Raw genomic sequence first — 26,601 nt, forward strand, 5'->3', positions numbered from 1 at the left:
TCATGGTGAGTTGACCTCGCATTTGTGGATGCAGGAGTCACATGCCCGACCTGCCGACCCCGAAGGACGCCGCGGAGGCCGCGCTGTTCTCCGAGTGCTGGGACGCCGTCCTGTCGTACGCGGACCTGTGCACGTCCGGCTCGACCGCGGCCAACCAGCTGGCCCGCGAGGCGTTCGCGCTCGGCATACACGAGGCCCGCGCCGCCGACGACGGTACCGCACGAGGTGCCGGCCGCCGCTCTTCCCGGCTGCCCCGGATCCCCCTGCTGCTGACCGCCGTACGCAACACGGCGGCCGCCTGGGAGACCGAGGGGCAGGGGCACAAACTCGATCCCGACCTGCGACTGTGGCTCAACTCGGACAAGGCCTGGCGCTACACCGGCCCGCCGCTGAGCCGCCCCATCGCCCTGCGCGGACTGCGCGACATGGGCGAGTCGGACGCCACCCTGCTGTGGCTGGCGGAGGTGGAGGCGCTTCCGCTGCGCTCCGTCGTCCGCCGCCAGGGCCTCGACCCGGACGCCTCCGTCGAGGAACTCAACGCGGTCCGCGGGCTGTTCCGCGACCGCTGCCACCGCAACCACCTCGACACGCCGATGAGCGCGGAGTGCCGCTCCTACGTCCGGCTGCTCGACGCCGTCACCCGCTCGCCCGGCGCCGACACCCCCGACGACCTCTCCCGGCACCTCGCCACCTGTGTCGAGTGCGCCGAGGCCGCCGCCTGTCTGCGGCTGCACGGCGGCGGACTGCCCGCCGCGCTCGCCGGCGGAGTCATCGGCTGGGGCGGTCTCGCCTACCTGGAGCGCCGCCGCCGCGCCGCCGAGGTCCGCCTCGGCGCCGGACGGGCCGACGGGCCGGACCCGGAGGGCCAGGCGGAGCGGGCCGCGGCCCACAAGGCCCGCCTGCGGCGCCACGGACTGCTCGCCGCCGCCGTCCTGGTCTCGGGGCTGGCGCTCGCCGCGTCGCTGATGCCGTTCGGCGGCGACAGCGGCACCGACGCGCAGACCGCCCCCACCGACACCACCCCGGTGGCCGGCCCCGGCTCCACCGTGCCGTCCTCCGGCGCGCCCGTGACCTCCGCCCGCCCGTCGTCGGCGTCCCCGGCGCCGTCCGCGAGCGACACGCCGGGCACCGGCGCGAACGGCGACGAGAAGCCCGACCCCGAACCGCAGGGCACCTCCTCCGCCACCGCCGGCACCGGCGGCGGCGAGACCGGGGAAGCGGCCGTCTGCGAGGTCCGCTACGAGCTCGTCAACCAGTGGCCCGACGGCTTCCAGGCCAGCGTCACCTTCACCTCGCCGACCGCCCTGGACTCCTGGCGGGTCGCCTGGTCCTTCGCGGACGGGCAGCACGTCGACCAGATGTGGGACGCGAGCGTCGCCCAGCAGGGCACCCGGGTCACCGCGACCGCCGCCGACTACAACCGCTCCGTCGCCGCGGGCTCCACCGTCACCTTCGGGTTCCTCGCCTCCTGGCAGGACACCAACACGGCACCGTCCGGCTTCACGCTCAACGGCCAGGAGTGCACGGACTCCTGAGCGCCCGTCCAGGAGAAAAAGAAGTGGCGTCCTCCGTCAGGTCCCCCTAGCCTGACGGAGTCGTACAGCGACACAGCAACAGCAGGGACACAGGAACAGGAGGTGGGACCGATGACTGTCACCGGCACCGGGGCCGCTCGACGCGGCCAGACGATCGTCCACCTCACCCCCGCGGTCTCCGGCTGACCGACCGAACCTCTCCGCGCGCCCGCGCGCGCCGCCGGGGCCGCCCTGTGAAGGGTCTCCCTTGCCTCTCTCTGTTTCTTCCGATGCTCCGTCCTGCTCCGACGCTTCGTCACACCCTCTCGCCGTCCTCGGCTGGGACGAGGGCTGGGCGGCCGCGTTCGCGCCCCACGCCGAGCACGGGCTGCTGCCCGGCCGGGTCGTCCGGGTCGACCGCGGTCTGTGCGACGTCGTCACGGCGGACGGCACGGTCCGGGCCGACACCGAGTTCGTCGTCCCCCACGACCCGACGAAGGTCGTCTGCACCGGCGACTGGGTCGCCCTCGACCCCGAGGGCGCCGATCCGCGGTACGTCCGCACGCTGCTGCCCCGCCGTACCGCGTTCGTCCGCTCCACCTCCTCCAAGCGGTCCGAGGGACAGATCCTCGCCGCGAACGTCGACCACGCCGTCGTCGCGATCTCCCTCGCCGTCGACCTCGACCTCGGCCGGATCGAACGGTTCCTGGCGCTGGCCTGGGAGTCCGGCGCGCAGCCCGTCGTCGTGCTCACCAAGGCCGACCTGGTGCCCGACCCGGTCGTGCTGGCGCATCTCGTCCAGGACGTGGAGACCAGCGCCCCCGGGGTGCCGGTGCTGCCCGTCCGCGCCCGCGACGGCGAGGGCGTCGAGGAGCTCGCCGCGCTCCTCGGACGGGGCACGTCCGTGCTGCTCGGCGCGTCCGGCGCCGGCAAGTCCACCCTCGCGAACGCGCTCGCCGGCGCCGATGTGATGGCCGTCCAGGCCACCCGTGACCTCGACGGCAAGGGCCGGCACACCACGACCACCCGCAATCTGCTGCCGCTGCCCGGCGGCGGTGTGCTCATCGACACCCCCGGACTGCGCGGGGTCGGCCTGTGGGACGCCGGGGGCGGGGTCGGGCAGGTCTTCGCGGAGATCGAGGAGCTGGCCCGCGGCTGCCGGTTCCACGACTGCGCGCACGACGCGGAACCGGGGTGCGCGGTGCGCGCCGCCGTCGACGACGGGGAGCTCGCCCCGCGCCGGCTGGACAGCTACCGCAAGCTCGTCCGGGAGAACCAGTGGATCGTCGCCAAGTCCGACGCCCGGGTCCGCGCCGACATCCGCCAGGACTGGAAGCGCAAGAAGGCGGAGGGCCGCGCGGCCGGGGACGCCAAGCGGGGCCGCGGCCCCTGGCAGCCCGCGCCGCCCCGGTGACCCCCACCCGGCCCCGACCACCACGTCCGATTTCCGCTGGCGCCCGCCCCGTCCCGCGCGAAGACTGGAGGGCATGAAAGGTCAGGACACCCCGTACGACACCCGGTACGAGGCGGTGCGCAGCCGGGACGGGCGGTTCGACGGGGAGTTCTTCTTCGCCGTCGAGACCACCGGCATCTACTGCCGGCCCAGCTGCCCCGCCGTCACCCCGAAGCGGCGCAACGTGCGCTTCTTCACCACGGCCGCCGCCGCGCAGGGCTCGGGGTTCCGGGCCTGCCGGCGGTGCCGCCCGGACGCCGTGCCGGGCTCCGCCGACTGGAACGTGCGCGCCGACGTCGTCGGCCGCGCGATGCGGCTGATCGGCGACGGGGTCGTGGACCGGGAGGGCGTCGCCGGGCTCGCCGTACGGCTCGGCTACAGCGCCCGGCAGGTGCAGCGGCAGCTCACCGCCGAGGTCGGCGCCGGCCCCGTCGCCCTCGCCCGCGTCCAGCGCGCCCACACCGCGCGCACGCTGCTCCAGACCACCGGGCTGCCGGTCACGGAGATCGCCTTCGCGTCCGGGTTCGCCAGCGTGCGCCAGTTCAACGACACGATCCGCGCCGTGTACGCGGCGACCCCGACCCAGCTGCGCGCCGCCGCCGCTCGCACCTCCCGCCGCACCGGCACCCCGGCCGTCGGCACCCCGGCCGCCGGGATCCCGCTGCGGCTCGCCCACCGGGGCCCCTACCGGGCGGGCCCGGTCTTCGATCTGCTGGAGCGGGAGGCCGTGCCCGGGGTGGAGGAGGTCGGCGGACCGGCCGGCGGACGGACGTACCGGCGTACGCTCGGCCTCCCGTACGGCACCGCGATCGTCGCCGTCGACGAGCGGCCGGGCGACCCGGGCCGCGCGGGCGCCCTCCACCCCGGCGGCTGGCTCGACGCCCGGCTGCACCTCACCGACCCGCGCGACCTCACCACCGCCGTCCAGCGGCTGCGCCGGCTCTTCGACCTCGACGCCGACCCGTACGCCGTCGACGAGCGCCTCGGCGCCGACCCCCGGCTCGCCCCGCTGGTCGCCGCCCGGCCGGGGCTGCGGGCCCCCGGGGCCGCCGACCCCGAGGAGTACGCCGTACGGGCCCTGGTCGGCCGTACGGAGTCCGAACGGCTGGTCCGCGCCCACGGCAAGGCCCTCGACGCGCCCTGCGGCACCCTCACCCATCTCTTCCCGGAACCGGCCGCCCTGACGGAGGCCGTGGGCCCGCTCGCCGTCGCCCTCGCCGACGGCCGGGTCCGCCTCGACCCCGGCGCCGACCGGGACGACGCCGAGGCCGCCCTGCTCGCCGTACCCGGGCTGGACGCCCGTACCGTGGCGGCGATCAGGGCCCGCGCCCTCGGCGACCCCGATGTCGCGCCGCCCGGCGCCGACGCACCCGACACCTGGCGTCCCTGGCGGACCTACGCCCTTCACCATCTGCGCGCAGCGGAGGAGACCCCATGACGACCGGCAACGCGCCCGTGTACTGGACCAGCGCCGACGGCCCGCTCGGCCCCCTGCTGCTGACCGCCGCCCCCGACGGCGCCCTGACCTCGCTCTCCGTCGAGGGGCAGAAGGGCGGACGCACCGTCCAGGACGGCTGGCGGCACGACCCGGGCCCCTTCCGCGCCGCCGAGGAGCAGCTCGCCGCCTACTTCGCCGGAGAGCTGAAGGAGTTCCGGCTGGAGCTGCGCGCCGAGGGCACGGAGTTCCGCGCGCGGGTGTGGGCGGCCCTCGACGCCGTCCCCTACGGGGCGACCACGACGTACGGCGAGATCGCCGCCCGGATCGGGGCCTCCCGCATGGCCGTGCGGGCCGTCGGCGGGGCGATCGGCGCCAATCCGCTGCTGATCCTGCGGCCCTGCCACCGGGTGATCGGCGCGGACGGTTCCCTCACGGGGTACGCGGGCGGTCTGGAGCGCAAGATCCGGCTGCTGGAACTTGAGGGCGTGCGGTCCTGAAAAATCAGAGGGCGGCTCCGTCCGGCAGGGCCCCGTGGCAGCCGTCCAGGGGGTGCGCGGGCGCATACCGCGGTACGTCGCGGGAGTCGCCCGTCCACCGGCTCGCGCGTCCGTCACACGACGCTCCAGGAGCGCTCCCCATACCGTCTGAGCTGGTCTTTCACTCCCTCCGCGCCTATGTTTCCCCCTGTCGGGAACAAGCCCGGGGGGAAGGAAACCGATGGACCGTCATATCCGCACGGTGGACGATGTGCTGGAACTTCTGGACGGCCTGTTCGCGCCGGAGGCCGACCGCTGGACGGCCGACGGGGCCGGCTGGTGGGACGGCTTCTACACCGACCGGTCCAGGCCGGTGCCGTTCTTCGCCGCGAAGCCGGACGAGAACCTCGTCTCGTACCTCGACCGAGGGCTGATCGCCCCGGGCCGCGCCCTCGACCTGGGCTGCGGGCCCGGCCGCAACGCCCTGCACCTCGCCGCCCGGGGCTTCGAGGTGGACGCGGTCGACCTCTCCCCGACGGCCGTCGCCTGGGCCGAGGAACGGGCCCGGGAGGCGGGAGCCGACATCCGGTTCCACTGCGGCGACGCCTTCGCCCCCGGCGCCACGGCCCTCGACGGGCCGTACGACCTCGTCCACGACTCCGGCTGCTTCCACCATCTGCCGCCGCACCGCCGCGTCAGCCATCTCGCCCTCCTCGACCGCGTCCTGGCCCCCGGCGGCCACCTCTCCCTCACCTGCTTCGCCGCCGGGCGGATGGGCTCGGAACTCCCCGACGAGGCCTTCTACCACCGCTCCCGACTCGAGGGCGGCCTCGCCTACACCCCCGAGTCCCTGCGCGCGATCTTCGGCGACCTCACCGAGGTCGAGCTGCGGGGCATGCGGCAGCAGGGGCCCGAGTCGCCGCTGTTCGGCGAGTCCTTCCTCTGGACGGCGCTCTTCCGGCGTGAGGGGTAGGGGCCATGGGCGCCACGAGCGGACGGCTGCGGATCACCCCCACAGCACCGCCCCCAGCCACGCCCCCGTGATCAGCAGGCAGGTGAACAGCTCCGTGAGCACGCTGGAGCCGCCCGAGCGCATGGCCGTGCGCAGGGCCGCGCGGGCCTCGCCGTGCCCGCCCAGCCGGAGCCGCTCACAGAGGTAGATGCCGCCCATGAAACCGGGGATCGCGCCCAGCACGGGCACCAGGAAGAAGCCGAGAAGCGCCCCGACCCCGGCGTACACCGCCATCCGGGGGGTCGCGCCGCTCTCCCGCAGCCGGCGCGGTGGCAGCGCCCAGCGGACCACCTGGCTCAGGAACAGCGCGACGGTGGCGCCCACGAGCACCCACCAGGCGACCGGCTGCGGATCCTTCAGCGCCCACCACAGGACCGCGGACCACACGAACCACGAGCCCGGCACCCCCGGCACCAGCACTCCGCACAGGCCGAGCAGGATCACCAGGCCGACCAGCAGGAGTTCCCACGGTCCCATCTGCCCAGAGTGCCGGAATCACGGGGAACCCGCAGGTCAAGACGGGGCCCGCTCGTGGGCGACCCGGCCGGGCCGCCAAGGCCCGGTGCACACTTCGGCATCGAGAACGTGGTGCGGGCTCATGAGGCGCAGGGGCGCACAGGGGATTTGAGCCGGGGTCACTCCCGAGGTCGCCGGGTGGTTCTCCCGTGGGGGGTGGGACCGCCCGTCGACCGTCGTCCGCGTAGGGCCGTACTGACATTCGACGGTGACGCATTTTCCGGATGCCCCGTTTTCATCCGGGCCGTGCGGTGGACAATTGGGGGCATGAGCCAGCAGGGGGGAAGGCCCACCGGTCCCGAGGACGACTGGTGGGGGCAGCTGTACGACGACTCCACCGCGGACACGGGCCCCGCGCCCACCGCGGACTCCCTGGACGACCGCTTCGCCTCGGCGGCGGGGACGGTGCGTCCCACGGGTCCGGCGAACCAGGTCCCGCCCCCACGCACGCCGACGGAACAGGCGGTGGCGGACGCCCAGACCGACTGGTGGCTGGCCCCGGACGCGGCAACGGCCCCCACGCCGTCGTCCACCGGGTCCGTGCCGTCGTCGTCCGACGGGTCCGTGGCGTCGTCGTCCACCGGGTCCGTGGCGTCGTCGTCCGACGGGTCCGTGCCGTCGTCGTCCACCCGATCCGCACCGTCGTCATCCGCCGGTGCCGCACCGAGCCCGGACGCGGGTGCCGGGCAGATCCCCGACCCTGGTGCCGGGCCGACCCCGGACGTCGGCGCCGGGCCGACCCCGGACGCACTGTCGGCTTCCCGGTCCATGCCGCCTCCGCCCGACCTGCCCCCCGCCCCCATGGCTCTCCCTCCGGGCCCGCCGCCTCCCGGCTTCACCCACCCCTCGCCTGCCGCCCGGTCGACCGGTACGCCCCCGCCCCCGTCCGTCGGCACCCCCACCACCTCCACCAGCGGTCTCGTCGCCCGGACCCCCACCGCCGTCGACCTGCCTCTGATGCCCGACGAGCTCACGGCGTACGTCGGGTCGCGGCCGCCGACCTACGACGCCGAGCCCACCGCGCTGCCGACCGCCGATCCGGACGCGCTGGACGACCTGGTGGCCGACACCGTGCTGGACGGGGCCTTCTACGGGAACTGTGCGCTCAGGGCCGTGTCGGTGCGCGGGGACTCGGCGCGGTACCGGGGCGAGCCGCGCCGGGACGCGCTGCTCGTCGCCCGGTTCGGCACCGGCGAGCACGCGCTGGTGCTGGTGGCGATGGCGACCGGCGCGCGGGCCACGCCGGGCGCGCACCGGGCGGCCGCCGAGGCCTGCCGGTGGATCGGCCGGGCCGTGGGCCGCAGCCATGTCCGGCTGGCGCAGGACATGAGGGCCGCCCGGCGCGGCGACCTGAAGTCCGGACTGCACCGCCTCACCGACCGCAGCCTCGGCCGGCTCAGGGCCGCAGCCGCCGAACAGGGCCTGGAGCCCGACGCGTACACGGCCACCCTGCGCTGTCTGCTGCTGCCCGCCGACCCCGAGTGCCGTACCCGGGTCTTCTTCGGCGTCGGCGACGGCGGTCTGTTCCGGCTGCGCGGCGGGGAGTGGCAGGACCTGGAGCCGGGGGTCGGCGAGGTCGCCGGGGAGCCCGTCGTCGGGTTCGGCGCGCTGCCCGCGGAGACGCCCGAGGGCGACCGGCTCACCATGGACCTCGGCATCCCGACCCCGCCGAGCCCCTACGACCCGCCCCCCGAGCCGCCCCGCGACCCCTTCCGCTTCCGTGCCTCCGTAGCCCGGCCGGGTGACACCCTGCTGATGTGCACGAGCGGCCTCGCCGACCCCCTGCGCGGTGAGCCCGCACTCCCCGCCCACCTCACGGAACGCTGGTCGCGGCAGCCCCCGCCCGGCCTCGCCGCGTTCCTCGCCGACACCCAGGTCCGGGTCAAGGGCTACGCGGACGACCGTACGGCGGCGGCCGTCTGGGAGGCGTGAGCGTCCCGGCCCGGCCACTGTGGAGGGAGGTACCCGAGGTTCCGAGAAGGGGTGCGTCCGGCCATGGCCAAGCAGAACGTCGCCGAGCAGTTCGTGGACATCCTCGCCCGCGCCGGGGTCAGACGCGGGGCTACTTCTCGTGTTGGGTTAACTGCGCACCGTGATGGGCTGATTGCCGTGTGGAGCGACGGGTGACTCCGGAAGCTCCAAGCAGCCGGGACAGATACAACCCGGTGGTCGCCGCCGGGCGGGCGGAGACGGAAAACGCCGGTGGAGGCCTGATAAGACCGAGACTCGTCTCGGCTCGGGCCTGTGAAGCGGGAACCCACCGAAGCTCTCCGAGGCATCCGGAAGGTGCCGCGTTGGGGCCGCCCGCACTAGATGTGCGGGCGGCCCCAATGCTGTCTCCCTCCTGGTGACATCGCCGCCGCGCCCGCCCCCGAGAAGGCCGCCGGGACCGCCCTCGTCACCAGCCGTCCCACGGTCCGCCCCGGGGACGCCGAGATCGACGCCCTGGTCCGGATGATCGACGCGGCCGGCCGGGTCACCCTGTTCTGCGGCAGCGGCACGGCCGGCGCGCACGCCGAGGTCATGGAACTCGCGGGGAAGATCAAGTCCCCGGTGGGCCACGCCCTGCGCGGCAAGGAGCACATCCAGTACGACGTCGGGATGAGCGGTCTCACGATGTCCAGATCGCCCAGGTCGACGTCCGCCCCGAACACCTCGGCCGCTGCTCCCGGCTGGACCTCGCCGTGTGGGGCGACGTGGGCGAGACGCTGCGCTGCCTGATCCCCCGGGTGCGGCCCAAGGACGACCGGCGGTTCCTGGACCGCATGCTGAAGAAGCACGCGGACGCGCTGGAGGGGGTCGTCAGGGCGTACACCCGGAAGGTGGAGAAGCACGTCCCGCTGCACCCCGAGTACGTCGCCTCCGTCCTCGACGAACTCGCCGACGACGAAGCCGTGTTCACCGTGGACACCGGTATGTGCAATGTCTGGGCGGCCCGCTATCTCACCCCCAACGGCCGCCGTCGGGTGATCGGTTCCTTCTCCCACGGCTCGATGGCGAACGCGCTGCCCATGGCGGTCGGGGCGCAGTTCACCGACCGCCGCCGCCAGGTCGTCTCGATGTCCGGCGACGGCGGATTCACCATGCTGATGGGCGACTTCCTGACGCTGGTGCAGTACGACCTGCCGGTGAAGGTCGTACTGTTCAACAACTCCTCTCTCGGCATGGTCGAGTTGGAGATGCTGGTCGCCGGACTTCCCTCGTACGGCACCACCAACAAGAACCCCGACTTCGCCCTGGTCGCCCGCTCCTGCGGGGCCTACGGCGTCCGCGTGGAGAAGCCCAAGCAGCTCGCCGGCGCCCTCAGGGACGCCTTCCGGCACAAGGGTCCCGCCCTCGTCGACGTCGTCACCGACCCCCACGCGCTGTCCATCCCGCCGAAGATCAGCGCCGAGATGGTGACCGGGTTCGCCCTGTCCGCCTCGAAGATCGTGCTGGACGGCGGGGTCGGCCGGATGCTCCAGATGGCCCGCTCCAACCTCCGTACCATGCCCCGTCCTTGAGACGCCCCTGAAACGCGCCGTCTGGTCATCGTCGAACTGCCCGGCACGGCTGCAGCGAAGGGCCGGGTCGTACGGCTGGACCAGGACGTCGGACGCTCCACTGAGCGACGCATTCCGGCCAACTTCGGCGGGGGTGGCCGCCCGGGCCCGCGGGGGGACGGCTCGCAGGCCGCGCGGGCGTACGCCCTTCGGGGGCGGGCCCGTGCCGTCGTACCGCGTCACCCCCGCACGGAAACCGGGTCCGTACGGTGGCGAAACCGGTCTCGTCCCCGGTGATCCGGCCGGACCGCGCACCGGGGGGCGCGGTCCGGCCGACCGCTTGTGCGCCCCCTCGAACATGGCCGAACACCCGGGCGTGGACGATTCGACATGACTGGCGCCGTGCCGACCGGGCATGGATCCCGTGAACGTGTTCGAGCAGGAGGGGAACCGACATCGGCACGCGGGCGGGGGTCATGGTGAGGCAGGCACGGGGCAGCGGTCGGACGGCGATCGCGGGCACCTCGGCGGCACAGCGGGAAACGGAGATCGCGGAGGGGGACGACACCGTAGACGCGCAGCTCAATCGCAGACTCGGGCCGGCCGACCTGCGGGCGGTGCCCGAGGCGCGCCGCGCGCTGCGCGAGCTGTTGCGGGGCTGGGGCAAGCCCGGCCGCTCGGAGACGGCGGAACTGCTGACCAGCGAACTCGTCACCAACGCACTGGTGCACACCGACGACGAGGCGGTCCTGACGGCCACCGTGTCACCGGCCGGTCTGCGGGTGGAGGTGCGGGACTCCGTGCCGGGCCGCCCCCGGCCCACCGTGCCGGCCGCCGACGACGGCACGCACGGCCGGGGCCTGGTCCTGGTGCAGTCCCTCGCGGACTCCTGGGGCGTCCGGGCGCAGGGCGCCGGGAAGGTCGTCTGGTTCGAACTGACCGCCGGGGCGGCCTGAGACCCGGACAGGGCACGGGAAGGGGGCGCGACCGTGGCGGTCGCGCCCCCTTCCCAAGGTGTCACCGGTCGGCCGTCAGCCGGACCGGGAGGTCAGCCGAACTGCTGCTCCAGGTCCTTGAGCTTGCGCTCCAGGGAGTCCAGGCGCGGCAGGGCCATGGTGTCGTCCTCCGCCGTGAGGTCGACGGAGTACCCGTCGGAGGACTGGCGCACCGGCTGGAGGGAGGGCCGCTGGCGGACCGGCAGCTGCTCCGGCGCACCGGATATGCCGCTCTCCGCGGAGACCCGCTCGGCCGAGGCCGCGGCGGTCGCGGGCTCCAGGGCCGCGGCCTGGCCGGGCTCCAGCTGACGGCCACCGCCACCGCCGCCGCCCCGCCCGGGCCAGCGGCCGTGACCCCGGCTGATCGCCTTGAGCTGGGCCCGCTCCAGGCGCTGCTCCTCGCGACGGCGCAGCTTGGCCTCTTCCTTGCGGGCCTTGTCGTCGCGGACCTCCTCGACGGCCTCGTCCAGGCTGCGCACGTTCTCCAGCAGCATCAGGGACCACGCCTTGTAGGTCTCACGGGGGGCCCGCACCCAGCGCACCACACGGATCTGCGGCAGCGGACGGGGCACCAGACCCTGCTCGCGCAGCGCGGCGCGACGGGTCTGCTTCAGCGCCCGGTCGAACAGCACGGCCGCGGACAGCGACATGCCGGCGAAGAAGTGCGGGGCGCCCGCGTGGCTCAGACCCCTGGGCGCGTGCACCCAGTTGAACCAGGCCGCTGCGCCGGCGAACGTCCACACGAGTATCCGGGAGCCGAGCGCCGCGTCACCGTGGGAGGCCTCGCGGACCGCGAGGACGGAGCAGAACATCGCCGCGCCGTCCAGGCCGAACGGCACCAGGTACTCCCAGCCGCCGGACAGTCCGAGGTTCTGCTCGCCGAAGCCGACCAGGCCGTGGAAGGAGAGCGCGGCGGCGACGGCCGCACAGCAGAACAGAAGGACATAGGAGGCGGTGCCGTATATGGCCTCCTTGCGCCTGCGGCGCTCCTCGCTGCGTTCCCACGAGTCGTCGGTTTTGGCGTGCTCCCCGGACCGCTTGCTCCGCGCGAGCACCGCCACCGCCGCCAGCATGCCCAGGAGCAGTACGGCGCCCGGAAGCAGCCAGTTCAGCGATATGTCGGTCAGTCTCATCTGGGGTCCCTTGCATTGGGATAGGGCGTAACGCCCGCCATAGTGACCCAATCCCGCCGTCCCTCAGGGGGTTTCGGGGCAAGAGGCCGCCAAGGAGGTGCAAGGGGATGCCCAGGGCGACGTTCCAGCTCGAACTGCCGCTTGAGGGGCGGGAGTTGAGTTCGAACAAGACTACCCGTACGGGTGGTTCCACGGAAAGTTCCCGCGGCAGGTGAGGAAATTGTGAATCAGCTGTAACCATAGGGGCGTCTCGTCCGGGTGATCTTACGTCAAGCCCGTGGCGGCCGTACCCCCGGGGGTGCCTGAGGACGCCTCAGCCGGCGGCGGCCGCGGTGAGCCTGCCGATCCGGTCCGCGTCGCAGGTGCGCGGGCAGGTGGCGCAGGTGTCCTCGGGGCGCACCGTGTAGAACATGCAGCAGCTCGCCCGGTCCCGGGTGGGCAGCGACTCCCCGTCCGGACCGGTCAGTTCACGGAAGGCCGCGGAGCCGACGTACGGCTTGGTGGCGCCCGGCAGCAGCAGCTCCAGCTCGTGCCGCGCCCGCTGCTGCTCACCGTCGCCGAACAGATGGGCGACGTACCACAGGCCCTCGACGATCTCGTCCGTCACCATGCCCCACAGCGCGCGCCCGCGCCGCCGGGTCCGCGGCCCGAACCCGGCGAGCACCGGCTCGTGGTGCTCGGCCACCGCCGCCCGCACCTGCGCCCGCAGCGCCTCCTCGTCCGGCACCACCCGTGCGCCGGGCAGCGCCGCCGCCGGGTCCCCCGGCAGGCAGGCGAACGACGGCGGCGGGCGTACGGCCATCCGCATGCCGTCGCCGGTGCGGTCGTACGAGACGTGCGTCACGGGGTAGCGAGGAACCCGGCGGTGCAGGAACCAGGGCACGGTGATCAGCAGACAGGCCGGCCAGGCGTACCGGTGCAGTCCGAAGCTCGCCGTCACGTCGGGGCGGGCCCGCTGCCCGTAGTCCCGCACCACCTGGGCGTCGTCCCAGGCCAGGAAGGCGTCCAGGGCGGCGCCGCCCGCGGCGAGGTCCGCCGCCGCGACCCAGCCGCCGCCCCGGGGCGCCGCCGCGCCGGGGTCCAGCTCGGTGACGGTCAGACCCGGATAGACCTCGGTGAGACGGGCGTAGGACTCCGCTGTGACCGACGGGGCTGAGGGCATGCCGGGGACCACCGTTCCGGAAGGCGGGATGGGTGAAAGCAGGGGCTTTCGAAGGTAAGCCTAACCTTATCCAGTGTCCTCGGGATTTGAACTGACGGCCAGTACGCCTAAGGTGCTTGACGGGCGAGTAACAACCCGCCGTAATGACCCCAAGTACCGACACGTCCGCCAGGAGGACCCGTGAAGCAGGGCACGCAGGGCTCCGCCGGGACGGGGATCGGGCAGGACGACCCGGCCCGCGCCCGGGTGCCGGCCCAGCAGCGGGCGGTCCCCTCCCAGGAACTGGACGGGGAGCGCTGCGGGCCGCGGGGCGCCGCGCGCGGGGAGCACACGCACAGCGAGCCGCCGATCCCGCAGCCCCGGCCGGTCGTCCAGCGGGCCTCCGTGCGCGGGCAGATCCTGGACGCGCTGCGCACCGCGCTGGTCTCCGGGGAGCTCAGGCCGGGCGAGGTGTACTCGGCTCCGGTCCTCGGCGACCGCTTCGGGGTCTCGGCGACCCCGGTGCGCGAGGCGATGCAGCAGCTCGCGATGGAGGGCACCGTCGAGGTCGTGCCCAACCGGGGGTTCCGCGTCGTCGAGCGCGGCGCACGGGAACTCGCCGAGCTGGCCGAGGTGCGGGCGCTGATCGAGGTGCCGGTCATGCAGCGGCTGGCCCGTACGGTGCCGGCCGAGCGGTGGGCCGAGCTCAGGCCCCTCGCCGAGGCGACGGTCCGTGCCGCGGGCTCCGGGTGCCGGGTGACGTACGGCGAGGCGGACCGCGTCTTCCACCGGGCGCTGCTCGCCCCCGCCGGGAACGAACAGCTCGTCGCCATCGCGGAGGATCTCCATCGCCGTGCCCAGTGGCCCCTGGTCGGCGGGCCCGGGCCGCGCGTGCGGGCCGAGTTGCTTGCCGACGCGGCGGAGCATCTCGCTCTGCTCGATGCGTTGTGCGCGGGGGAGTCGGAGGCCGTTCAGGTTCTGGTCCGTAACCACTTCGCGGGCGTTGCCTGAGGCTGTGGTTCGGTGCGGCGCCGTTGTGGCCGGTCGCGCAGTTCCCCGCGCCCCTACGGGCGCTGACGCGCCCCCTGACTACGCCGTCGCCGCCGGTGGTGGTGCCAACTGGGCCGCCAGCCAGGTCGGTACGCCGCCCAGCAGGCGGAACAGGCGGCGGGCCTCCTCCCTGAGCCGGGAGGCCTCCGGTTCGGTCTCGGTGTCCGCGAGGGAGACGAGCGCCGGAGCGGTTCCGACCAGGTAGCCCAACTCCTCCCGGATGCGCAGGGATTCGGCGAAGCCGTGGCGTGCCTCCGCCAGCTCCCCGTCCCGCAGGGCCAGTCCGGCCAGATGCCGCCAGGTGAACGACAGCAGCAGCTCGTCCGAGTGCGCCGCCGCCGCCGTGTGGGCGCGCCGGTACGCGGCCCGCGCGGCCTGCGGGGAGCGCGAGATGTTCTCCGCGAGCAGCCCGCGCCGGAAGTCCAGCAGCGCCCGCCCCACCGCGTCCGGCGGGATCAGCGCCGCCGCCCGGCCGAGCGCCGCCCGCGCCTCGTCCACCCGGTCGCGCACCGCGTGCAGGGTGGCGGCGTAGGCGAGATAGCCCCGTTCGCAGGCGGCCGCGCCCCGCTCCTCGTCGTCGTGCGCGAGCGCCTCCGCCGTGCGCAGCGCGTCCTCGGCGTCCTGCCAGCCCTGTTCGGTGTACAGACACCGCTCGACGAGCAGCGCCGCCCGCTGGATCGCGCCCGGCGCGGTGTCCGCCGGCAGCAGGGCCGCGGCGTCGACCCAGCAGGCCCGCGAGCGCAACCGCCACACGGCGATCTGGACGGGATCGTCATCTGCGGTCGTTCCGGTACCAGACATGGCGGAGTACGCCACGTTGCCCTCCCCGAGCGCGCCGTCGAGCCTTGAGTAGGTGGTTGCGGCATCTCAGCACGAATCCCGGCGCCGGGCCAAGGGGGCGGGTGAAGGATTTCACAAAGTCGTGGGACTGTCCGCCCCCGAGGTTTCGACGGGGGGCGGCCCGAACTCAGCTCATCCGCAGCGCCAGGAAGAAATCCAGCTTGTCCTCCAGCCGCGACAGATCACGGCTCGTCAACTGCTCGATCCGGCCGACCCGGTAGCGCAGGGTGTTGACGTGGAGATGCAGTCGGGACGCGCACCGAGTCCAGGAGCCGTCGCACTCCAGGAACGCCTCCAGCGTCGGGATCAGCTCGGCCCGGTGGCGCCGGTCGTACTCGCGCAGCGGGTCCAGCAGCCGCGCCGTGAACGCCCGGCGCACGTCGTCCGGGACGAACGGCAGCAGCAGCACGTGCGAGGCGAGCTCCTGGTGCCCGGCCGCGCAGACCCGGCCGGGCCGGGCCGCCGCGACCCGCCGTGCGTGCCGCGCCTCCTCCAGCGCCCCGCGCAGCCCCTCCGCCGAGTGCACGGCCGCGCTCACCCCGAGCGTGAGGCGCCCGTCACCGTCCAGCCCCGCCGACAGCGGCTCCCGTACGGCGGCCAGCAGCGCCTCGGCGAGGATGCCCGCCTCGGAGCCGTCGTGCTCGGTGGAGACCGCCGGCAGGGGCACCAGGGCGACGGCCTCGTCACCGGTGTGGGCGACGGCGATCCGGTCGGACGGCTCGGTCCCGGTCGCCAGCGGGTCCACCAGGATCTCCTCCAGCAGCGACTGGGTCACCGGACCCGTCTGCGGGCCCTCGCCCTCGGGACGGTCCCACTCCACGCGCGCCACGACCACCTGCCAGTGCGGGGCGGCGCCCAGGCCCGGCAGCAGCACCGGCGCGGCCACTCGCAGCCGCGCCGCGATCTCCGCCGGGGCCGCGCCGGTCTGCACCAGCTCCAGCACCTCCTGCGCGAGCCGCCGGCGCACCGTGCGCGCCGCGTCCCGCCGGTCCCGCTCGACCGCGATCAGCTGGGTGACGCCGTACAGCAGGTCCAGCCGCTCCTCCTGCCACTCCCCGGCGTCCGCCTCCACGGCCAGCAGCCATTCCGACAGCACGCTCTCGCGCACGTCCCGCCCGCCCTGCGCGCCGCGGCCGCCGCCGCTGCGGACCGGGAACAGCGAGTACGTCGTGGGGCCCACCATCGTCCGGTGCGGCCCGCGCCGCCCGCCGCGCACCGCCGCGAGCTGCTCCCCGGCCAGCCGGGCGCACACCTCGGCCGGCAGCGCCGGGCCAGCCGTCTTCGGGCCCGCGATCAGCCGCCCGGTGGGGGACAGCACCCAGGCCCGCAGGTCCAGATCGGAGCCGAGCAGATCCAGGACCACGTCCGGGCCGCCGCCCGCCGGACCCGAGGTCATCATCCGCCGGTGCCGGTCCACCACCGCCGCGAGATCCCCGGCACGCTCCCCGCTGACCTGCCGGACGACATGCTCGGTGATCGTCGCGAAGGCCACCGACTCGTGCACCGCGAACACCGGCAGCCGGTGCCGGGCGCAGGCCTCGACGAGATCGTCCGGCACGTACCCCAGCTCGGCCGTGCCCGCCGCCAGCCCGGCCACCTGGGCCTGCACCAGGATCCGTACGAACGACTCGGAGTCCGCGGGCCCCCGGCGCCAGGCCAGGCCCGTCAGCACCAGCTCGCCGCCGGAGAGATAGCGGCTCGGGTCCCGCAGGTCGGTGGTCATCACCCCGCGCACCGCGCGGTCGAGCTCGTCCTCGCCGCCGAGCAGCCGCAGCCCCAGCGCATCGGTGTCCAGAAGTGCGCGCAGCCGCATCTCGTCGCCGCCGTTCCTTGTCTCTTGTCTCGAAGACTGTCTCGAAAACTACGATGAAAAGTGAAGGGATCCGTGGGACGGGGGCCCGGTGGTGTTTCCCGGAGGGAACCCAGCGGATACGGAGAGGTTTCCGATGGCCTCCGTTCATACGAATCTACAAGATGCCTGTCGCGACCAGCCAACTCCTTCATGGTTTCCGTGACTGACACGGTCGGAGTACGGCGCTGTGTACTGAGCCCACTGCGCGTGAACAGCACATGAACGAGCCGGGCCCGCCGCACACGATCTGGCTCGATCCGTACGACCCACGAGACGAAGAAGAGAGCCGGTCATGGACTTCCTTCGCCCCGCAAGCTGGGAGGAGGCGCTCGCCGCGAAGGCCGAGCACCCCAGCGCGGTGCCGATCGCCGGGGGCACCGATGTGATGGTCGAGATCAACTTCGACCACCGGCGGCCCGAGTACCTCCTGGACCTGAACCGCGTCGCCGACCTCTACGAGTGGGAGACCGGCGAGGACTCCGTGCGGCTGGGCGCCTCCGTGCCGTACACGCAGATCATGGAGAACCTGCGGTCCGAACTGCCGGGCCTGGCCCTCGCCTCGCACACCGTGGCCTCCCCGCAGATCCGCAACCGCGGCGGCGTCGGCGGCAACCTCGGCACCGCCTCCCCGGCCGGGGACGCCCACCCCGCCCTGCTGGCGGCCGGCGCCGAGGTCGAGGCCGAGTCGGTGCGCGGCAGCCGCCGTATCCCCATCGACGCCTTCTACACCGGCGTCAAGCGCAACGCGCTCGCCCCCGACGAACTGATCCGCGCGATCCACATCAAGAAGGCCGACGGCCCGCAGCAGTACTCCAAGGTCGGCACCCGCAACGCCATGGTCATCGCCGTCTGCGCCTTCGGCCTCGCCCTGCACCCCGACACCCGCACGGTCCGCACCGGCATCGGATCCGCCGCCCCCACCCCCGTCCGGGCGAAGGCCGCCGAGGACTTCCTGAACGCGGCTCTGGAGGAGGGCGGCTTCTGGGACAACGGGAAGATCGTCACCCCGTCGGTCGCCAAGGAGTTCGCCACGCTCTGCGCCGCCGCCTGCAACCCCATCGACGACGTCCGCGGCACCGCGAGCTACCGCCGGCACGCGGTCGGCGTCATGGCCCGCCGCACCCTGACCTGGACCTGGGAGTCGTACCGCGGCACCCGCCGCACCTCGGAAGGAGCCGCGTGATGCGCGTCAACCTCACCGTCAACGGACGCCCCCAGGAGGCCGACGACGTCTGGGAGGGCGAGAGCCTGCTCTACGTCCTGCGCGAGCGCCTCGGCCTGCCCGGCTCCAAGAACGCCTGCGAACAGGGCGAATGCGGATCCTGCACGGTCCGCCTGGACGGGGTGCCGGTCTGCGCCTGCCTGGTCGCGGCCGGCCAGGCCGAGGGCCGCGAGGTCGTCACCGTCGAGGGCCTCGCCGAGTACGCCCGGCAGCGCTCGTCCGGCGACGCGGGCGACACCCCGGACCTCGCCCCGATCCAGCAGGCGTTCATCGACGCCGGCGCCGTCCAGTGCGGCTTCTGCACCCCCGGTCTGCTGGTCGCCGCCGACGAGATGCTGGAGCGCAACCCCGACCCGAGCGACGCGGACATCCGCGAGGCCCTCTCGGGCAACCTGTGCCGCTGCACCGGCTACGAGAAGATCATGGACGCGGTCCGCCTCGCGGCCGCCCGGCAGTCAGAGGCGGTCTGAGCCCATGCCGACCAACGGCGTTCCCACGAAGATCACCCAGGGGTCGCACACCAAGGGCGGCATCGGCGAGTCGACGCTCCGCCCGGACGGCACCCTCAAGGTCACCGGAGAGTTCGCCTACTCCTCCGACCTGTGGCACGAGGACATGCTCTGGGGCCAGATCCTGCGCTCCACCGTCGCCCACGCCGAGATCGTCTCCCTCGACACGAGCGAGGCCCTCGCCACGCCCGGCGTGTACGCCGTGATGACGTACGACGACCTGCCCACCGAGGTGAAGAACTACGGCCTGGAGATCCAGGACACCCCCGTCCTGGCGCACGGCAAGGTACGCCACCACGGAGAGCCCGTCGCGATCGTCGCCGCCGACCACCCGGAGACCGCCCGCCGCGCCGCCGCCAAGATCAGGGTCGAGTACCGCGAGCTGCCGGTGATCACCGACGAGGCCTCGGCGACCGCCCCGGACGCGGTCCTCGTCCACGAGCACCGCACCGACCACCACATCGGCCATGTCGCGCACCCGAACATCGTCCACCGCCAGCCCATCGTCCGCGGCGACGCGGCCGCGGCCGCCGCGCGGGCCGACGTGATCGTCCGGGGCGAGTACACCTTCGGCATGCAGGACCAGGCCTTCCTCGGCCCCGAGTCCGGCCTCGCCGTCCCCGAGGAGGACGGCGGCGTCCACCTCTACATCGCCACCCAGTGGCTCCACTCCGACCTGCGCCAGATCGCCCCCGTCCTCGGCCTCCCGCCGGAGAAGGTGCGGATGACGCTGGCCGGCGTCGGCGGCGCCTTCGGCGGCCGCGAGGACCTGTCGATGCAGATCCACGCCTGTCTGCTGGCCCTGCGCACCGGCAAACCCGTCAAGATCGTCTACAACCGGTTCGAGTCCTTCTTCGGACACGTCCACCGCCACCCCGCCAAGCTCACCTACGAGCACGGCGCGACCCGCGACGGCAAGCTCACCCACGTCAGGTGCCGGATCGTCCTCGACGGCGGCGCGTACGCCTCCGCCTCCCCGGCGGTCGTCGGCAACGCCGCCTCCCTGGGCATCGGTCCGTACGTCGTCGACGACGTCGACATCGAGGCGATCGCCCTCTACACCAACAACCCGCCCTGCGGCGCGATGCGCGGCTTCGGCGCGGTCCAGGCCTGCTTCGCCTACGAGGCGCAGATGGACAAGGTGGCGAAGGAACTCGGCCTGGACCCGGTGGAGTTCCGGCAGCGCAACGCCATGGAGCAGGGCACGCTCCTGCCCACCGGCCAGCCGGTCGACTCCCCGGCGCCGGTCGCCGAACTCCTGCGCCGCGTCAAGGCGATGCCGATGCCGCCGGAGCGCCAGTGGGAGTCCAGCGAGGGCGCGGACGTACGGCAGCTCCCCGGCGGTCTGTCCAACACCACCCACGGCGAGGGCGTGGTCCGGGGCGTCGGCTACGCGGTCGGCATCAAGAACGTCGGCTTCTCCGAGGGCTTCGACGACTACTCCACCGCCCGCGTCCGGCTGGAGGCCGTGGCCGGCGAGCCCGTCGTCACCGTGCACACGGCGATGGCGGAGGTCGGCCAGGGCGGGGTCACCGTCCACGCCCAGATCGCCCGCACCGAGCTGGGCGTGGCCCAGGTCACCATCCACCCCGCCAACACCGAGGTGGGGAGCGCCGGTTCCACCTCGGCGTCCCGGCAGACGTACGTCACCGGCGGCGCCGTGAAGAACGCCTGCGAGCTGGTCCGCGAGCAGGTCCTGGAGCTGGGGCGCCGCAGGTTCGGCACCTACCACCCCGCCTGGGCCACCGCCGAACTGCTCCTGGAGGGCGGCAAGGTCGTCACCGACGGCGGCGAGGTCCTCGCCGACCTGGTGGACGTCCTGGGCGAGGAGGCCGTGGAGGTCGAGGAGGAGTGGCGGCACCGGCCCACCGAGCCCTTCGACCTGCGCACCGGACAGGGCAACGGCCATGTCCAGTACAGCTTCGCCGCGCACCGGGCGGTCGTCGAGGTCGACACCGAGCTGGGCCTGGTCAAGGTGATCGAACTGGCCTGCGCCCAGGACGTCGGCAAGGCGCTCAACCCGCTGTCCGTGCTCGGCCAGATCCAGGGCGGCACCATCCAGGGCCTGGGCGTCGCCGTCATGGAGGAGATCATCGTCGACCCGAAGACGGCGAAGGTGAAGAACCCCTCCTTCACGGACTACCTCATCCCCACCATCCTCGACACGCCGACCATCCCCGTCGACGTCCTCGAACTCGCCGACGACCACGCCCCGTACGGCCTGCGCGGCATCGGCGAGGCCCCCACCCTGTCCTCCACCCCGGCGGTGCTCGCGGCCGTGCGCGCCGCGACGGGCCTGGAGCTGAACAGGACGCCGGTCCGCCCGGAACACCTCACCGGCACGGCGTAGCAACCCACCCCCGTTCCGCCCCGGGCCGTCCCCAGGTCGCACCGTCCCAACCCCCTTCCGAGACTTGGGAGACGGCACCATGGCCCAGCAGTCCCTGGCGCCCGCAAGCGTGGGACGCGGAAGCCGTCTCCCTACTCGATCACCGCGGGCGTGGCCGCCGGCGTCGTCTCCCACACGGCCGTCAAGGCGGCTCAGGGCAGGGCGCGGGAGATCGGTGCGTTTCTGTGGGGCCTCACAGGCATCTTCCTGCTCTCTTTCGCCCTCCATCCCTTTGAGGACTGGCTGGGCGTGCGCCGGCCGGCCGTCGCCGCACCCTCCCCACCCCGACCGCCAAGGAGACAGGACATGCTGGACATCGCCGAGGAACTCGACCGGTGGGTCGAGCAGGGACGTGACTTCGCCGTCGCCACCGTGGTGGCCGTCGGCGGCAGCGCGCCCCGCCGGCCCGGCGCCGCCCTCGCGGTGGACGCCGACGGCACGGCGATCGGCTCGGTCTCCGGGGGCTGTGTCGAGGGCGCGGTGTACGAGCTGTGCCGCGAGGCCCTCGCCGACGGCCGGACGGTCCTCGAACGCTTCGGGTACAGCGACGACGACGCCTTCGCCGTGGGCCTCACCTGCGGCGGTGTCATCGACATCCTGGTCATGCCGGTGCGGGCCGGCGACCCCGTCCGCGCGGTGGCCGGGGCCGCGCTCGCCACCGCCGCGGCCGGCGGCACGGCGGCACTGGCCCGGGTCGTCACCGGCCCGGCGGACCTCGTCGGCCGCGCGCTCCTCGTCCGCCCCGACGGGTCGTACGACGGCGGCCTCGGCGACCGCCCCGCACTGGACCGCACGGTGGCCGCCGAGGCCGGCGCTTTCCTCGACGCCGGCCGCACCGGCACCGTGGAGATCGGCGCCCAGGGCTCCCGCTGCGGAACCCCGCTCACCGTCCTCGTGGAGTCCTCGGTGCCGCCGCCCCGGATGATCGTGTTCGGCGCGATCGACTTCGCCTCGGCGCTCGTCCGGGTCGGCAAGTTCCTGGGCCACCGTGTCACGGTGTGCGACGCCCGCCCCGTCTTCGCGACCCGGGCCCGCTTCCCCGAGGCCGACGAGATCGTCGTCGAGTGGCCGCACCGGTATCTGGAGCGTACGGAGGTGGACGCCAGGACCGTGCTGTGCGTGCTGACCCACGACGCCAAGTTCGACGTGCCCCTGCTCCGGCTGGCGCTGCGGCTGCCCGTGGCGTACGTCGGCGCGATGGGCTCCCGCCGCACCCACCTGGAGCGCAACGAACGCCTGCGCGAGGTCGGCGTCACGGAACTGGAACTGGCCCGGCTGCGCTCACCCATCGGCCTCGACCTGGGCGCCCGCACCCCCGAGGAGACGGCCCTGTCGATCGCCGCCGAGATCGTCGCCGCCCGCCGCGGCGGCACCGGCGTCCCGCTCACCGGCGCCCACACCCCGATCCACCACGACCTGCCCACCCGCCCGCCGACCCGGATCGGCTCAGTGGCCTGACGCCGGGGGCCTCACGCCTGGCCGCTCACGCCCGCCGCAGCAGCCCCTCCACCGCCCGTCCGAACATCCGGCGGCCCGCCGTCCGCAGCAGTGGGTCGAACGGGGTGGGAAGGAAGCGGACGCCGAGTTCCTCGCGCCACACGACCCGGGTCAGGCCGTCCGGGTCCGGCCGTACCTCGATCTCTGCCCAGCCCCGGACCACCCGGCCGCGTTTGACGAGCCGGCACCGGCCCGGCCCGTCGCCGGACGGCGGCTGCCACTCGGTGACCTCCATCCGGTCGTCGAAGGACAGCGGGCCGAGCCCCGAACGGGCCACGATCACCGTGCCCTCGCCGTCCGGCGGGGGAGTGACCACGGTGACGCGGGTGAGCGGGACCACCTCGCCGTGCCGCCGCCACTCGGTGAGCCGGCGCCAGGCCTCCGCGACGGGGAGCGGCGCGGTGCGTTCGAGCTGGAAGATGACCACACGACGATCGTAGGCAGTCCGCGCCGCCCCCTGTCGGGGCGTACGCCCGTACGGCACCATGAGGGCCGACCTCGCACGCACCCCGCACCACCACCGGCACGGGAGGACGTCACGTGGACCGCACAGGGCTCGGCGCACTGGACGACTTGCAGCGGGACCCCTACCCGCTCTACGCACGGGCCCGGGCGGCCGGGGGCCTGCTCCACGTCCCCGAGCTGGACGCCTGGCTGGTCGCCCGCGACCACGACGTACGCGAAGTGCTGCGCAGGCCCGAGGACTTCTCGTCCGCGGGGGCGCTGCGCCCCGACGTGATGCCCTCGCCGGCCGCGCTCGCGGTGCTCGGCACCGGCTTCGGCGGGCGGCCCGTGGTCGTCGGCGCCGACGGCGAGGAGCACCAGCGGCTGCGCGCGCCCCTGGTCCGCGGACTGTCCCCCGCACGGGTCGCCGCAGTCCTGCCGTACGCCGCGGAGCGCGCCGCCGCCCTGGTAGAGGAGTTCGCCGGGGACGGGCGGGTGGAGCTGATGGCGGCGTACGCGCGCCGGCTGCCCGGCGAGGTCGTCGGGCGGATCGTCGGGCTGGACCCGGCCGATGTGCCGGCCGTCGTGCACGGCGGTCACCGGGCGGAGGAGCTGCTGTTCCGGCCGCTGACGGAGAAGGAGCAGATCGCCGCCGCCGAGGACACGGTCGCCGGGCAGCGCCTGCTGGACCGGTACGCCCGGGAGCGGCACGCCGATCCCCGCCCCGACCTGTGCTCGGAGATCGTCGCCTCCGTCGCCTCCGCCGGTTCCCCGGAGCCGGCGCGGGGCGAACTCACCCTGGACGAACGGCACGAGGTGGTCTCCCACCTCCAGAACCTGGTGATCGCGGGCCACTTGACCACCACCGCGCTGATCGGCACCAGCGTGCTGCACCTGCTGCGGCACCCCGCCCAGTGGGACCTGCTGTGCGCGGAGCCGGAGCGGATCCCCGCGGCCGTCGAGGAGGCCGCCCGCTACGACACCGCGCTCCAGGGCTTCCGCCGGGTCACCACCCGCCCGCTCACCCTCGCCGGCACCGAACTCCCTGCCGGAGCCTCCCTGTTCGTCGCCTTCGGCGCGACGGGCCGGGACGGGGCGCGGCATCCGCGGCCGGACGCGTTCGACATCACCCGCCCGCCCGGCCGCCACCTCGCCTTCGGCCACGGCCCGCACACCTGCCCCGGCGCCCAGCTGGCCCGCGAGCAACTCCGCCTGACGCTCACCGAGTTGACCCGCCGCCTGCCGGGCCTGCGGCTGGACGCGGACCGCCCCGTCGTCATGCGTCCGACGCTGATCCACCGCTCCCCGCAGGAGCTGCACCTGACCTGGTGAGGGTCAGCGGTAGACCTTCCCCGGCTCCGCCTCGCCCGGCGCGAGGAGCTGGGGCACGGTGACGAACACGAACCCCCGTTCCTTCAGGGCGTCGATGATGCCGGGCACGGCCGGGACGGTCCCGTCGTAGAGGTCGTGCAGCAGGATGATGCCGTCGCGGTCGGCCTGGGCGAGGACGCGCTTCGTGATGAGCGCGGAGTCCGTCGTCCGATAGTCCTTGGCCGTCACCGTCCACAGGATCTCCGCGAGGCCCTCCTCGCGGCAGATCTCGTGCACGGTCTCGTTCGTGCGGCCCTGTGGCGGGCGCATCAGCGTGGGCCGGCGTCCGGTGAGGCGCTCTATCGCGTCGTCGGGGCGCCGGAGTTCCTCGCGTATCTCGTCCGGCTCGATCCGCGTGAGTATCTTGTGGTCCCAGGTGTGACTGGCCACCTCGTGGCCCTCGGCGGCCATGCGCCGGACGAGGTCCGGGTACTTCTCGATGTGCCGCTTCCCCAGGAGGAAGAAGGTCGCGTGGACCTGTTTCTCCTCGAGGATGTCCAGCAGCCTGGCCGAGTGCTCGCTGGGGCCCGCGTCGAAGGTGAGCGCTATGCACTTCACCTCGCGGCAGTCGACGGCACCCAGGCGGGCTGCCGCCTGCGCGGTGGACGCGGGGCGGGCGCGGGCGGCGCTGGGGGGCGTGGTCTCCAAGCCACCGCAGCCGGTGAGTGCGACCGCCAGGCAGGCGGCCGCCGCCGAGACGGCGACGGCACGCAACCCGGCCCCCGTTTTCTTCATCTTCCTGGTCAGAGAAGGCATGCCGAGACTATACAGAGCGTGTATACACCCTATGTATAGTCTCCGCGTCATGCGCTCACTGGGCGTAGAAGGTGGCGTCCCCCTTGTCCGTCGTGGTGCTCGGGGTCTGCACGTACAGCAGGTAGTTGTAGTGCCGGATGTAGCGGCCCGCGTAGTTGTAGGACTCGTACGAGATCCCCGCCGAGTCGGCGAGCCCGGACCGCTGGTAGAAGCTGGCGTCGGAGGCGAAGGCCGAGGTGCCGTCGTTCTTCTCCACCCACACCTCGAAGTTCTTGTGCCGCAGGTAGTAGCCGGGGAAGTTCGTCGACTCCAGCGACACCGTGCCGGTGCCGGCCAGCCCCGTCACGACCCGGAACTGCGAGTCCGCCAGCGGGCTGACGTTCGCCTCGATCCTCCCCCGGTACTCCCAGTGCCGGATGAACCGGTCCGGGTAGTTGTAGGAGGAGAACCGCTGCGGGGTGACCCCGTCGGCCACCGGGATGCCGAAGTCCGGCGTGCCGTCCGCCTTCCAGTACACCTTCTGCACCCGGGTGCGCCGGTTGGGGTCGTTCAGCGGGTCGCCGGAGATGTCCTTGTAGCTGCGGTCGTGGTAGACGAGGATGTCCGACTTGCCGTCCTCGGACACGGTGAAGGAGTTGTGCCCCGGCCCGTACTGCGAGGTCGCCGCGCTCGACGTGAACACCGGCGACGAACCCTTCGTCCAGGACGCCGCGTTGGTCAGGTCCGCCGTCGCGGACGCGGTCAGCATCCCCAGGCAGTAGTTGGCGTCCGTGGCGCTCGCCGAGTAGGTCAGGAACACCTTGTCGCCGTGCTGGATCAGCGCCGGCCCCTCGTTGACCTTGTAGCCCACCGTCTCCCAGGACAGCGTCGGCTGCGAGATCTCCGTCGGAGTGCCGGAGATCGTCCAGGGGTTGGACATCTTCGCGATGAACAGGCTCGTGTTGTTGTCCTCGGACGGGTTGCGCTGCGCCCAGGCGAGATAGCGCACGCCGTTGACCACGAACGTGGTGGCGTCCAGGGAGAAGCTCTCCCAGGTCGTGGTGATCTGGCCCTTCTCGGTCCAGGTCGCGGTCAGCGGGTTGGCGCCGGTGCCTTCGAGGACGTACATCCGGATCGCCCATACGTCGGACGTCGACCCGGCCGCGAAGTACACGTACCACTTGCCGTCGATGAAGTGGATCTCCGGCGCCCAGATGTGCGCGCCCATGATCCCGCTGGAGTGCTTGGTCCAGATGGTGACCTCGGAGGCCGTGGCGAGGCCCTGGATGGTCGTCGCCCGGCGCAGCACGATCCGGTCGTACTCCGGGACGGTGGCGGTGAAGTAGTAGTAGCCGTCGGTGTGCTTGAAGATGTGCGGGTCGGCGCGCTGCGCCGCGATCGGGTTGGTGTAGGTCACGGCGGGGGATTCCGGTACGGCGGCCTGGGCGGGGGAGCCCACGCCGGTGAGGACGGCCGCGAGGGCGACGAGGACGGCCAGGAGCAGCCGTACGGCGTTGCGTCTCAAGGGGGTT

At 73.5% G+C, this 26,601-nt stretch carries 21 protein-coding genes and 1 pseudogene; 14 read left to right on the forward strand and 8 right to left on the reverse strand.

Annotated elements, in window-relative coordinates; all coding sequences use genetic code 11:
* Nucleotides 1–41 precede the first annotated feature (41 nt).
* From ACYQ8Q_RS35310 to ACYQ8Q_RS35330, 5 genes are all read left to right on the forward strand, one after another.
* A complete protein-coding gene (locus tag ACYQ8Q_RS35310) occupies nt 42–1,535 on the forward strand; it encodes a cellulose binding domain-containing protein (protein ID WP_460070709.1) in 1,494 nt (497 codons plus the stop codon).
* Between the two features lie 247 nt (nt 1,536–1,782).
* Nucleotides 1,783–2,928: a ribosome small subunit-dependent GTPase A gene (gene rsgA / locus ACYQ8Q_RS35315; RefSeq protein WP_460070710.1), complete on the forward strand. Its 1,146-nt coding sequence runs from the start codon at nt 1,783–1,785 to the stop codon at nt 2,926–2,928.
* A gap of 73 nt (nt 2,929–3,001) precedes the next feature.
* Nucleotides 3,002–4,405: a DNA-3-methyladenine glycosylase 2 family protein gene (locus ACYQ8Q_RS35320; RefSeq protein ID WP_460070711.1), complete on the forward strand. Its 1,404-nt coding sequence runs from the start codon at nt 3,002–3,004 to the stop codon at nt 4,403–4,405.
* On the forward strand, nt 4,402–4,902 hold the full coding sequence (locus ACYQ8Q_RS35325) for a methylated-DNA--[protein]-cysteine S-methyltransferase (protein ID WP_460070712.1): 501 nt from the start codon (nt 4,402–4,404) through the stop codon (nt 4,900–4,902). Before ACYQ8Q_RS35320 ends, ACYQ8Q_RS35325 begins: the two co-directional genes overlap by 4 nt.
* A 220-nt stretch (nt 4,903–5,122) precedes the next feature.
* Nucleotides 5,123–5,854 carry a class I SAM-dependent methyltransferase gene (locus ACYQ8Q_RS35330; protein ID WP_460070713.1) on the forward strand — a complete coding sequence of 244 codons (732 nt, stop codon included), beginning with the start codon at nt 5,123–5,125 and terminating at the stop codon, nt 5,852–5,854.
* Between the two features lie 33 nt (nt 5,855–5,887).
* On the opposite strand, the gene ACYQ8Q_RS35335 is transcribed toward ACYQ8Q_RS35330, so the two are convergent.
* Complete coding sequence (locus tag ACYQ8Q_RS35335) at nt 5,888–6,370, reverse strand: DUF456 domain-containing protein (RefSeq protein WP_460070714.1); 483 nt, start codon at nt 6,368–6,370, stop codon at nt 5,888–5,890.
* Nucleotides 6,371–6,676: 306 nt separating this feature from the next.
* Here ACYQ8Q_RS35335 and ACYQ8Q_RS35340 point away from each other — a divergent pair, with 306 nt between their 5' ends.
* The 3 genes and pseudogenes from ACYQ8Q_RS35340 to ACYQ8Q_RS35350 all read left to right on the forward strand — a co-directional run bounded on the left by ACYQ8Q_RS35340 (nt 6,677) and on the right by ACYQ8Q_RS35350 (nt 10,847).
* Nucleotides 6,677–8,341 carry a PP2C family serine/threonine-protein phosphatase gene (locus tag ACYQ8Q_RS35340; RefSeq protein ID WP_460070715.1) on the forward strand — a complete coding sequence of 555 codons (1,665 nt, stop codon included), beginning with the start codon at nt 6,677–6,679 and terminating at the stop codon, nt 8,339–8,341.
* 411 nt (nt 8,342–8,752) lie between these two features.
* Nucleotides 8,753–9,912: pseudogene (locus ACYQ8Q_RS35345) on the forward strand (thiamine pyrophosphate-dependent enzyme); the annotation flags it as partial.
* Nucleotides 9,913–10,367: 455 nt separating this feature from the next.
* The gene (locus ACYQ8Q_RS35350) at nt 10,368–10,847 is read left to right on the forward strand and encodes an ATP-binding protein (RefSeq protein WP_460070716.1); all 480 of its coding nucleotides are present in this window, start codon (nt 10,368–10,370) and stop codon (nt 10,845–10,847) included.
* Between the two features lie 92 nt (nt 10,848–10,939).
* On the opposite strand, the gene ACYQ8Q_RS35355 is transcribed toward ACYQ8Q_RS35350, so the two are convergent.
* A complete protein-coding gene (locus tag ACYQ8Q_RS35355; protein ID WP_460070717.1) occupies nt 10,940–12,019 on the reverse strand; it encodes a DUF2637 domain-containing protein in 1,080 nt (359 codons plus the stop codon).
* A 313-nt stretch (nt 12,020–12,332) separates the two neighbouring features.
* Complete coding sequence (locus ACYQ8Q_RS35360; RefSeq protein WP_460070718.1) at nt 12,333–13,181, reverse strand: (2Fe-2S)-binding protein; 849 nt, start codon at nt 13,179–13,181, stop codon at nt 12,333–12,335.
* Between the two features lie 180 nt (nt 13,182–13,361).
* Between ACYQ8Q_RS35360 and ACYQ8Q_RS35365 the strand changes: the two genes are divergently transcribed.
* On the forward strand, nt 13,362–14,171 hold the full coding sequence (locus ACYQ8Q_RS35365) for a GntR family transcriptional regulator (RefSeq protein WP_460070719.1): 810 nt from the start codon (nt 13,362–13,364) through the stop codon (nt 14,169–14,171).
* Between the two features lie 78 nt (nt 14,172–14,249).
* On the opposite strand, the gene ACYQ8Q_RS35370 is transcribed toward ACYQ8Q_RS35365, so the two are convergent.
* A complete protein-coding gene (locus ACYQ8Q_RS35370; protein WP_460070720.1) occupies nt 14,250–15,011 on the reverse strand; it encodes a hypothetical protein in 762 nt (253 codons plus the stop codon).
* Nucleotides 15,012–15,177: 166 nt separating this feature from the next.
* Nucleotides 15,178–16,863 carry a PucR family transcriptional regulator gene (locus ACYQ8Q_RS35375; protein WP_460070721.1) on the reverse strand — a complete coding sequence of 562 codons (1,686 nt, stop codon included), beginning with the start codon at nt 16,861–16,863 and terminating at the stop codon, nt 15,178–15,180.
* A gap of 331 nt (nt 16,864–17,194) precedes the next feature.
* On the opposite strand from ACYQ8Q_RS35375, the gene ACYQ8Q_RS35380 reads away from it, so the two are divergent.
* The 4 genes from ACYQ8Q_RS35380 to ACYQ8Q_RS35395 all read left to right on the forward strand — a co-directional run bounded on the left by ACYQ8Q_RS35380 (nt 17,195) and on the right by ACYQ8Q_RS35395 (nt 22,480).
* Nucleotides 17,195–18,085, forward strand: a complete 891-nt coding sequence (locus ACYQ8Q_RS35380; RefSeq protein ID WP_460070722.1) for an FAD binding domain-containing protein — start codon at nt 17,195–17,197, stop codon at nt 18,083–18,085.
* The gene (locus ACYQ8Q_RS35385) at nt 18,085–18,594 is read left to right on the forward strand and encodes a (2Fe-2S)-binding protein (RefSeq protein ID WP_460070723.1); all 510 of its coding nucleotides are present in this window, start codon (nt 18,085–18,087) and stop codon (nt 18,592–18,594) included. The genes ACYQ8Q_RS35380 and ACYQ8Q_RS35385 overlap by 1 nt, the downstream gene beginning before the upstream one ends.
* 4 nt (nt 18,595–18,598) lie before the next feature.
* Nucleotides 18,599–20,983 (forward strand): xanthine dehydrogenase family protein molybdopterin-binding subunit, encoded by a 2,385-nt coding sequence (locus tag ACYQ8Q_RS35390; protein WP_460070724.1) that lies wholly within the window; start codon nt 18,599–18,601, stop codon nt 20,981–20,983.
* A gap of 345 nt (nt 20,984–21,328) precedes the next feature.
* Entirely contained in the window at nt 21,329–22,480 is a 1,152-nt protein-coding gene (locus ACYQ8Q_RS35395; RefSeq protein ID WP_460070725.1) for an XdhC family protein, read from the forward strand.
* A 25-nt stretch (nt 22,481–22,505) separates the two neighbouring features.
* Here the strand turns inward: ACYQ8Q_RS35395 and ACYQ8Q_RS35400 are convergent, their stop codons facing one another.
* On the reverse strand, nt 22,506–22,946 hold the full coding sequence (locus ACYQ8Q_RS35400) for an SRPBCC family protein (protein WP_460070726.1): 441 nt from the start codon (nt 22,944–22,946) through the stop codon (nt 22,506–22,508).
* Between the two features lie 113 nt (nt 22,947–23,059).
* Here ACYQ8Q_RS35400 and ACYQ8Q_RS35405 point away from each other — a divergent pair, with 113 nt between their 5' ends.
* On the forward strand, nt 23,060–24,295 hold the full coding sequence (locus ACYQ8Q_RS35405) for a cytochrome P450 (RefSeq protein ID WP_460070727.1): 1,236 nt from the start codon (nt 23,060–23,062) through the stop codon (nt 24,293–24,295).
* Nucleotides 24,296–24,298: 3 nt separating this feature from the next.
* Here the strand turns inward: ACYQ8Q_RS35405 and ACYQ8Q_RS35410 are convergent, their stop codons facing one another.
* Both ACYQ8Q_RS35410 and ACYQ8Q_RS35415 read right to left on the reverse strand, forming a co-directional pair.
* Complete coding sequence (locus ACYQ8Q_RS35410) at nt 24,299–25,090, reverse strand: polysaccharide deacetylase family protein (RefSeq protein WP_460070728.1); 792 nt, start codon at nt 25,088–25,090, stop codon at nt 24,299–24,301.
* A gap of 55 nt (nt 25,091–25,145) precedes the next feature.
* Nucleotides 25,146–26,594: a family 43 glycosylhydrolase gene (locus tag ACYQ8Q_RS35415; RefSeq protein ID WP_460070729.1), complete on the reverse strand. Its 1,449-nt coding sequence runs from the start codon at nt 26,592–26,594 to the stop codon at nt 25,146–25,148.
* Nucleotides 26,595–26,601 lie beyond the last annotated feature (7 nt).

It is taken from the genome of Streptomyces sp. YKOK-I1, assembly GCF_054660435.1.

Bases quoted from the DNA above. Each gene is read 5' to 3' on its own strand.
- ACYQ8Q_RS35325 (WP_460070712.1), top strand. From the start codon at position 4,402: ATGACGACCGGCAACGCGCCCGTGTACTGGACCAGCGCCGACGGCCCG.
- ACYQ8Q_RS35310 (WP_460070709.1), top strand. From the start codon at position 42: ATGCCCGACCTGCCGACCCCGAAGGACGCCGCGGAGGCCGCGCTGTTC.
- ACYQ8Q_RS35355 (WP_460070717.1), bottom strand. From the start codon at position 12,019: ATGAGACTGACCGACATATCGCTGAACTGGCTGCTTCCGGGCGCCGTA.
- ACYQ8Q_RS35320 (WP_460070711.1), top strand. From the start codon at position 3,002: ATGAAAGGTCAGGACACCCCGTACGACACCCGGTACGAGGCGGTGCGC.
- ACYQ8Q_RS35380 (WP_460070722.1), top strand. From the start codon at position 17,195: ATGGACTTCCTTCGCCCCGCAAGCTGGGAGGAGGCGCTCGCCGCGAAG.
- ACYQ8Q_RS35385 (WP_460070723.1), top strand. From the start codon at position 18,085: ATGCGCGTCAACCTCACCGTCAACGGACGCCCCCAGGAGGCCGACGAC.
- ACYQ8Q_RS35395 (WP_460070725.1), top strand. From the start codon at position 21,329: ATGCTGGACATCGCCGAGGAACTCGACCGGTGGGTCGAGCAGGGACGT.
- ACYQ8Q_RS35375 (WP_460070721.1), bottom strand. From the start codon at position 16,863: ATGCGGCTGCGCGCACTTCTGGACACCGATGCGCTGGGGCTGCGGCTG.
- ACYQ8Q_RS35335 (WP_460070714.1), bottom strand. From the start codon at position 6,370: ATGGGACCGTGGGAACTCCTGCTGGTCGGCCTGGTGATCCTGCTCGGC.
- ACYQ8Q_RS35340 (WP_460070715.1), top strand. From the start codon at position 6,677: ATGAGCCAGCAGGGGGGAAGGCCCACCGGTCCCGAGGACGACTGGTGG.
- ACYQ8Q_RS35330 (WP_460070713.1), top strand. From the start codon at position 5,123: ATGGACCGTCATATCCGCACGGTGGACGATGTGCTGGAACTTCTGGAC.
- ACYQ8Q_RS35390 (WP_460070724.1), top strand. From the start codon at position 18,599: ATGCCGACCAACGGCGTTCCCACGAAGATCACCCAGGGGTCGCACACC.
- ACYQ8Q_RS35350 (WP_460070716.1), top strand. From the start codon at position 10,368: ATGGTGAGGCAGGCACGGGGCAGCGGTCGGACGGCGATCGCGGGCACC.
- ACYQ8Q_RS35370 (WP_460070720.1), bottom strand. From the start codon at position 15,011: ATGTCTGGTACCGGAACGACCGCAGATGACGATCCCGTCCAGATCGCC.
- ACYQ8Q_RS35360 (WP_460070718.1), bottom strand. From the start codon at position 13,181: ATGCCCTCAGCCCCGTCGGTCACAGCGGAGTCCTACGCCCGTCTCACC.
- ACYQ8Q_RS35410 (WP_460070728.1), bottom strand. From the start codon at position 25,090: ATGCCTTCTCTGACCAGGAAGATGAAGAAAACGGGGGCCGGGTTGCGT.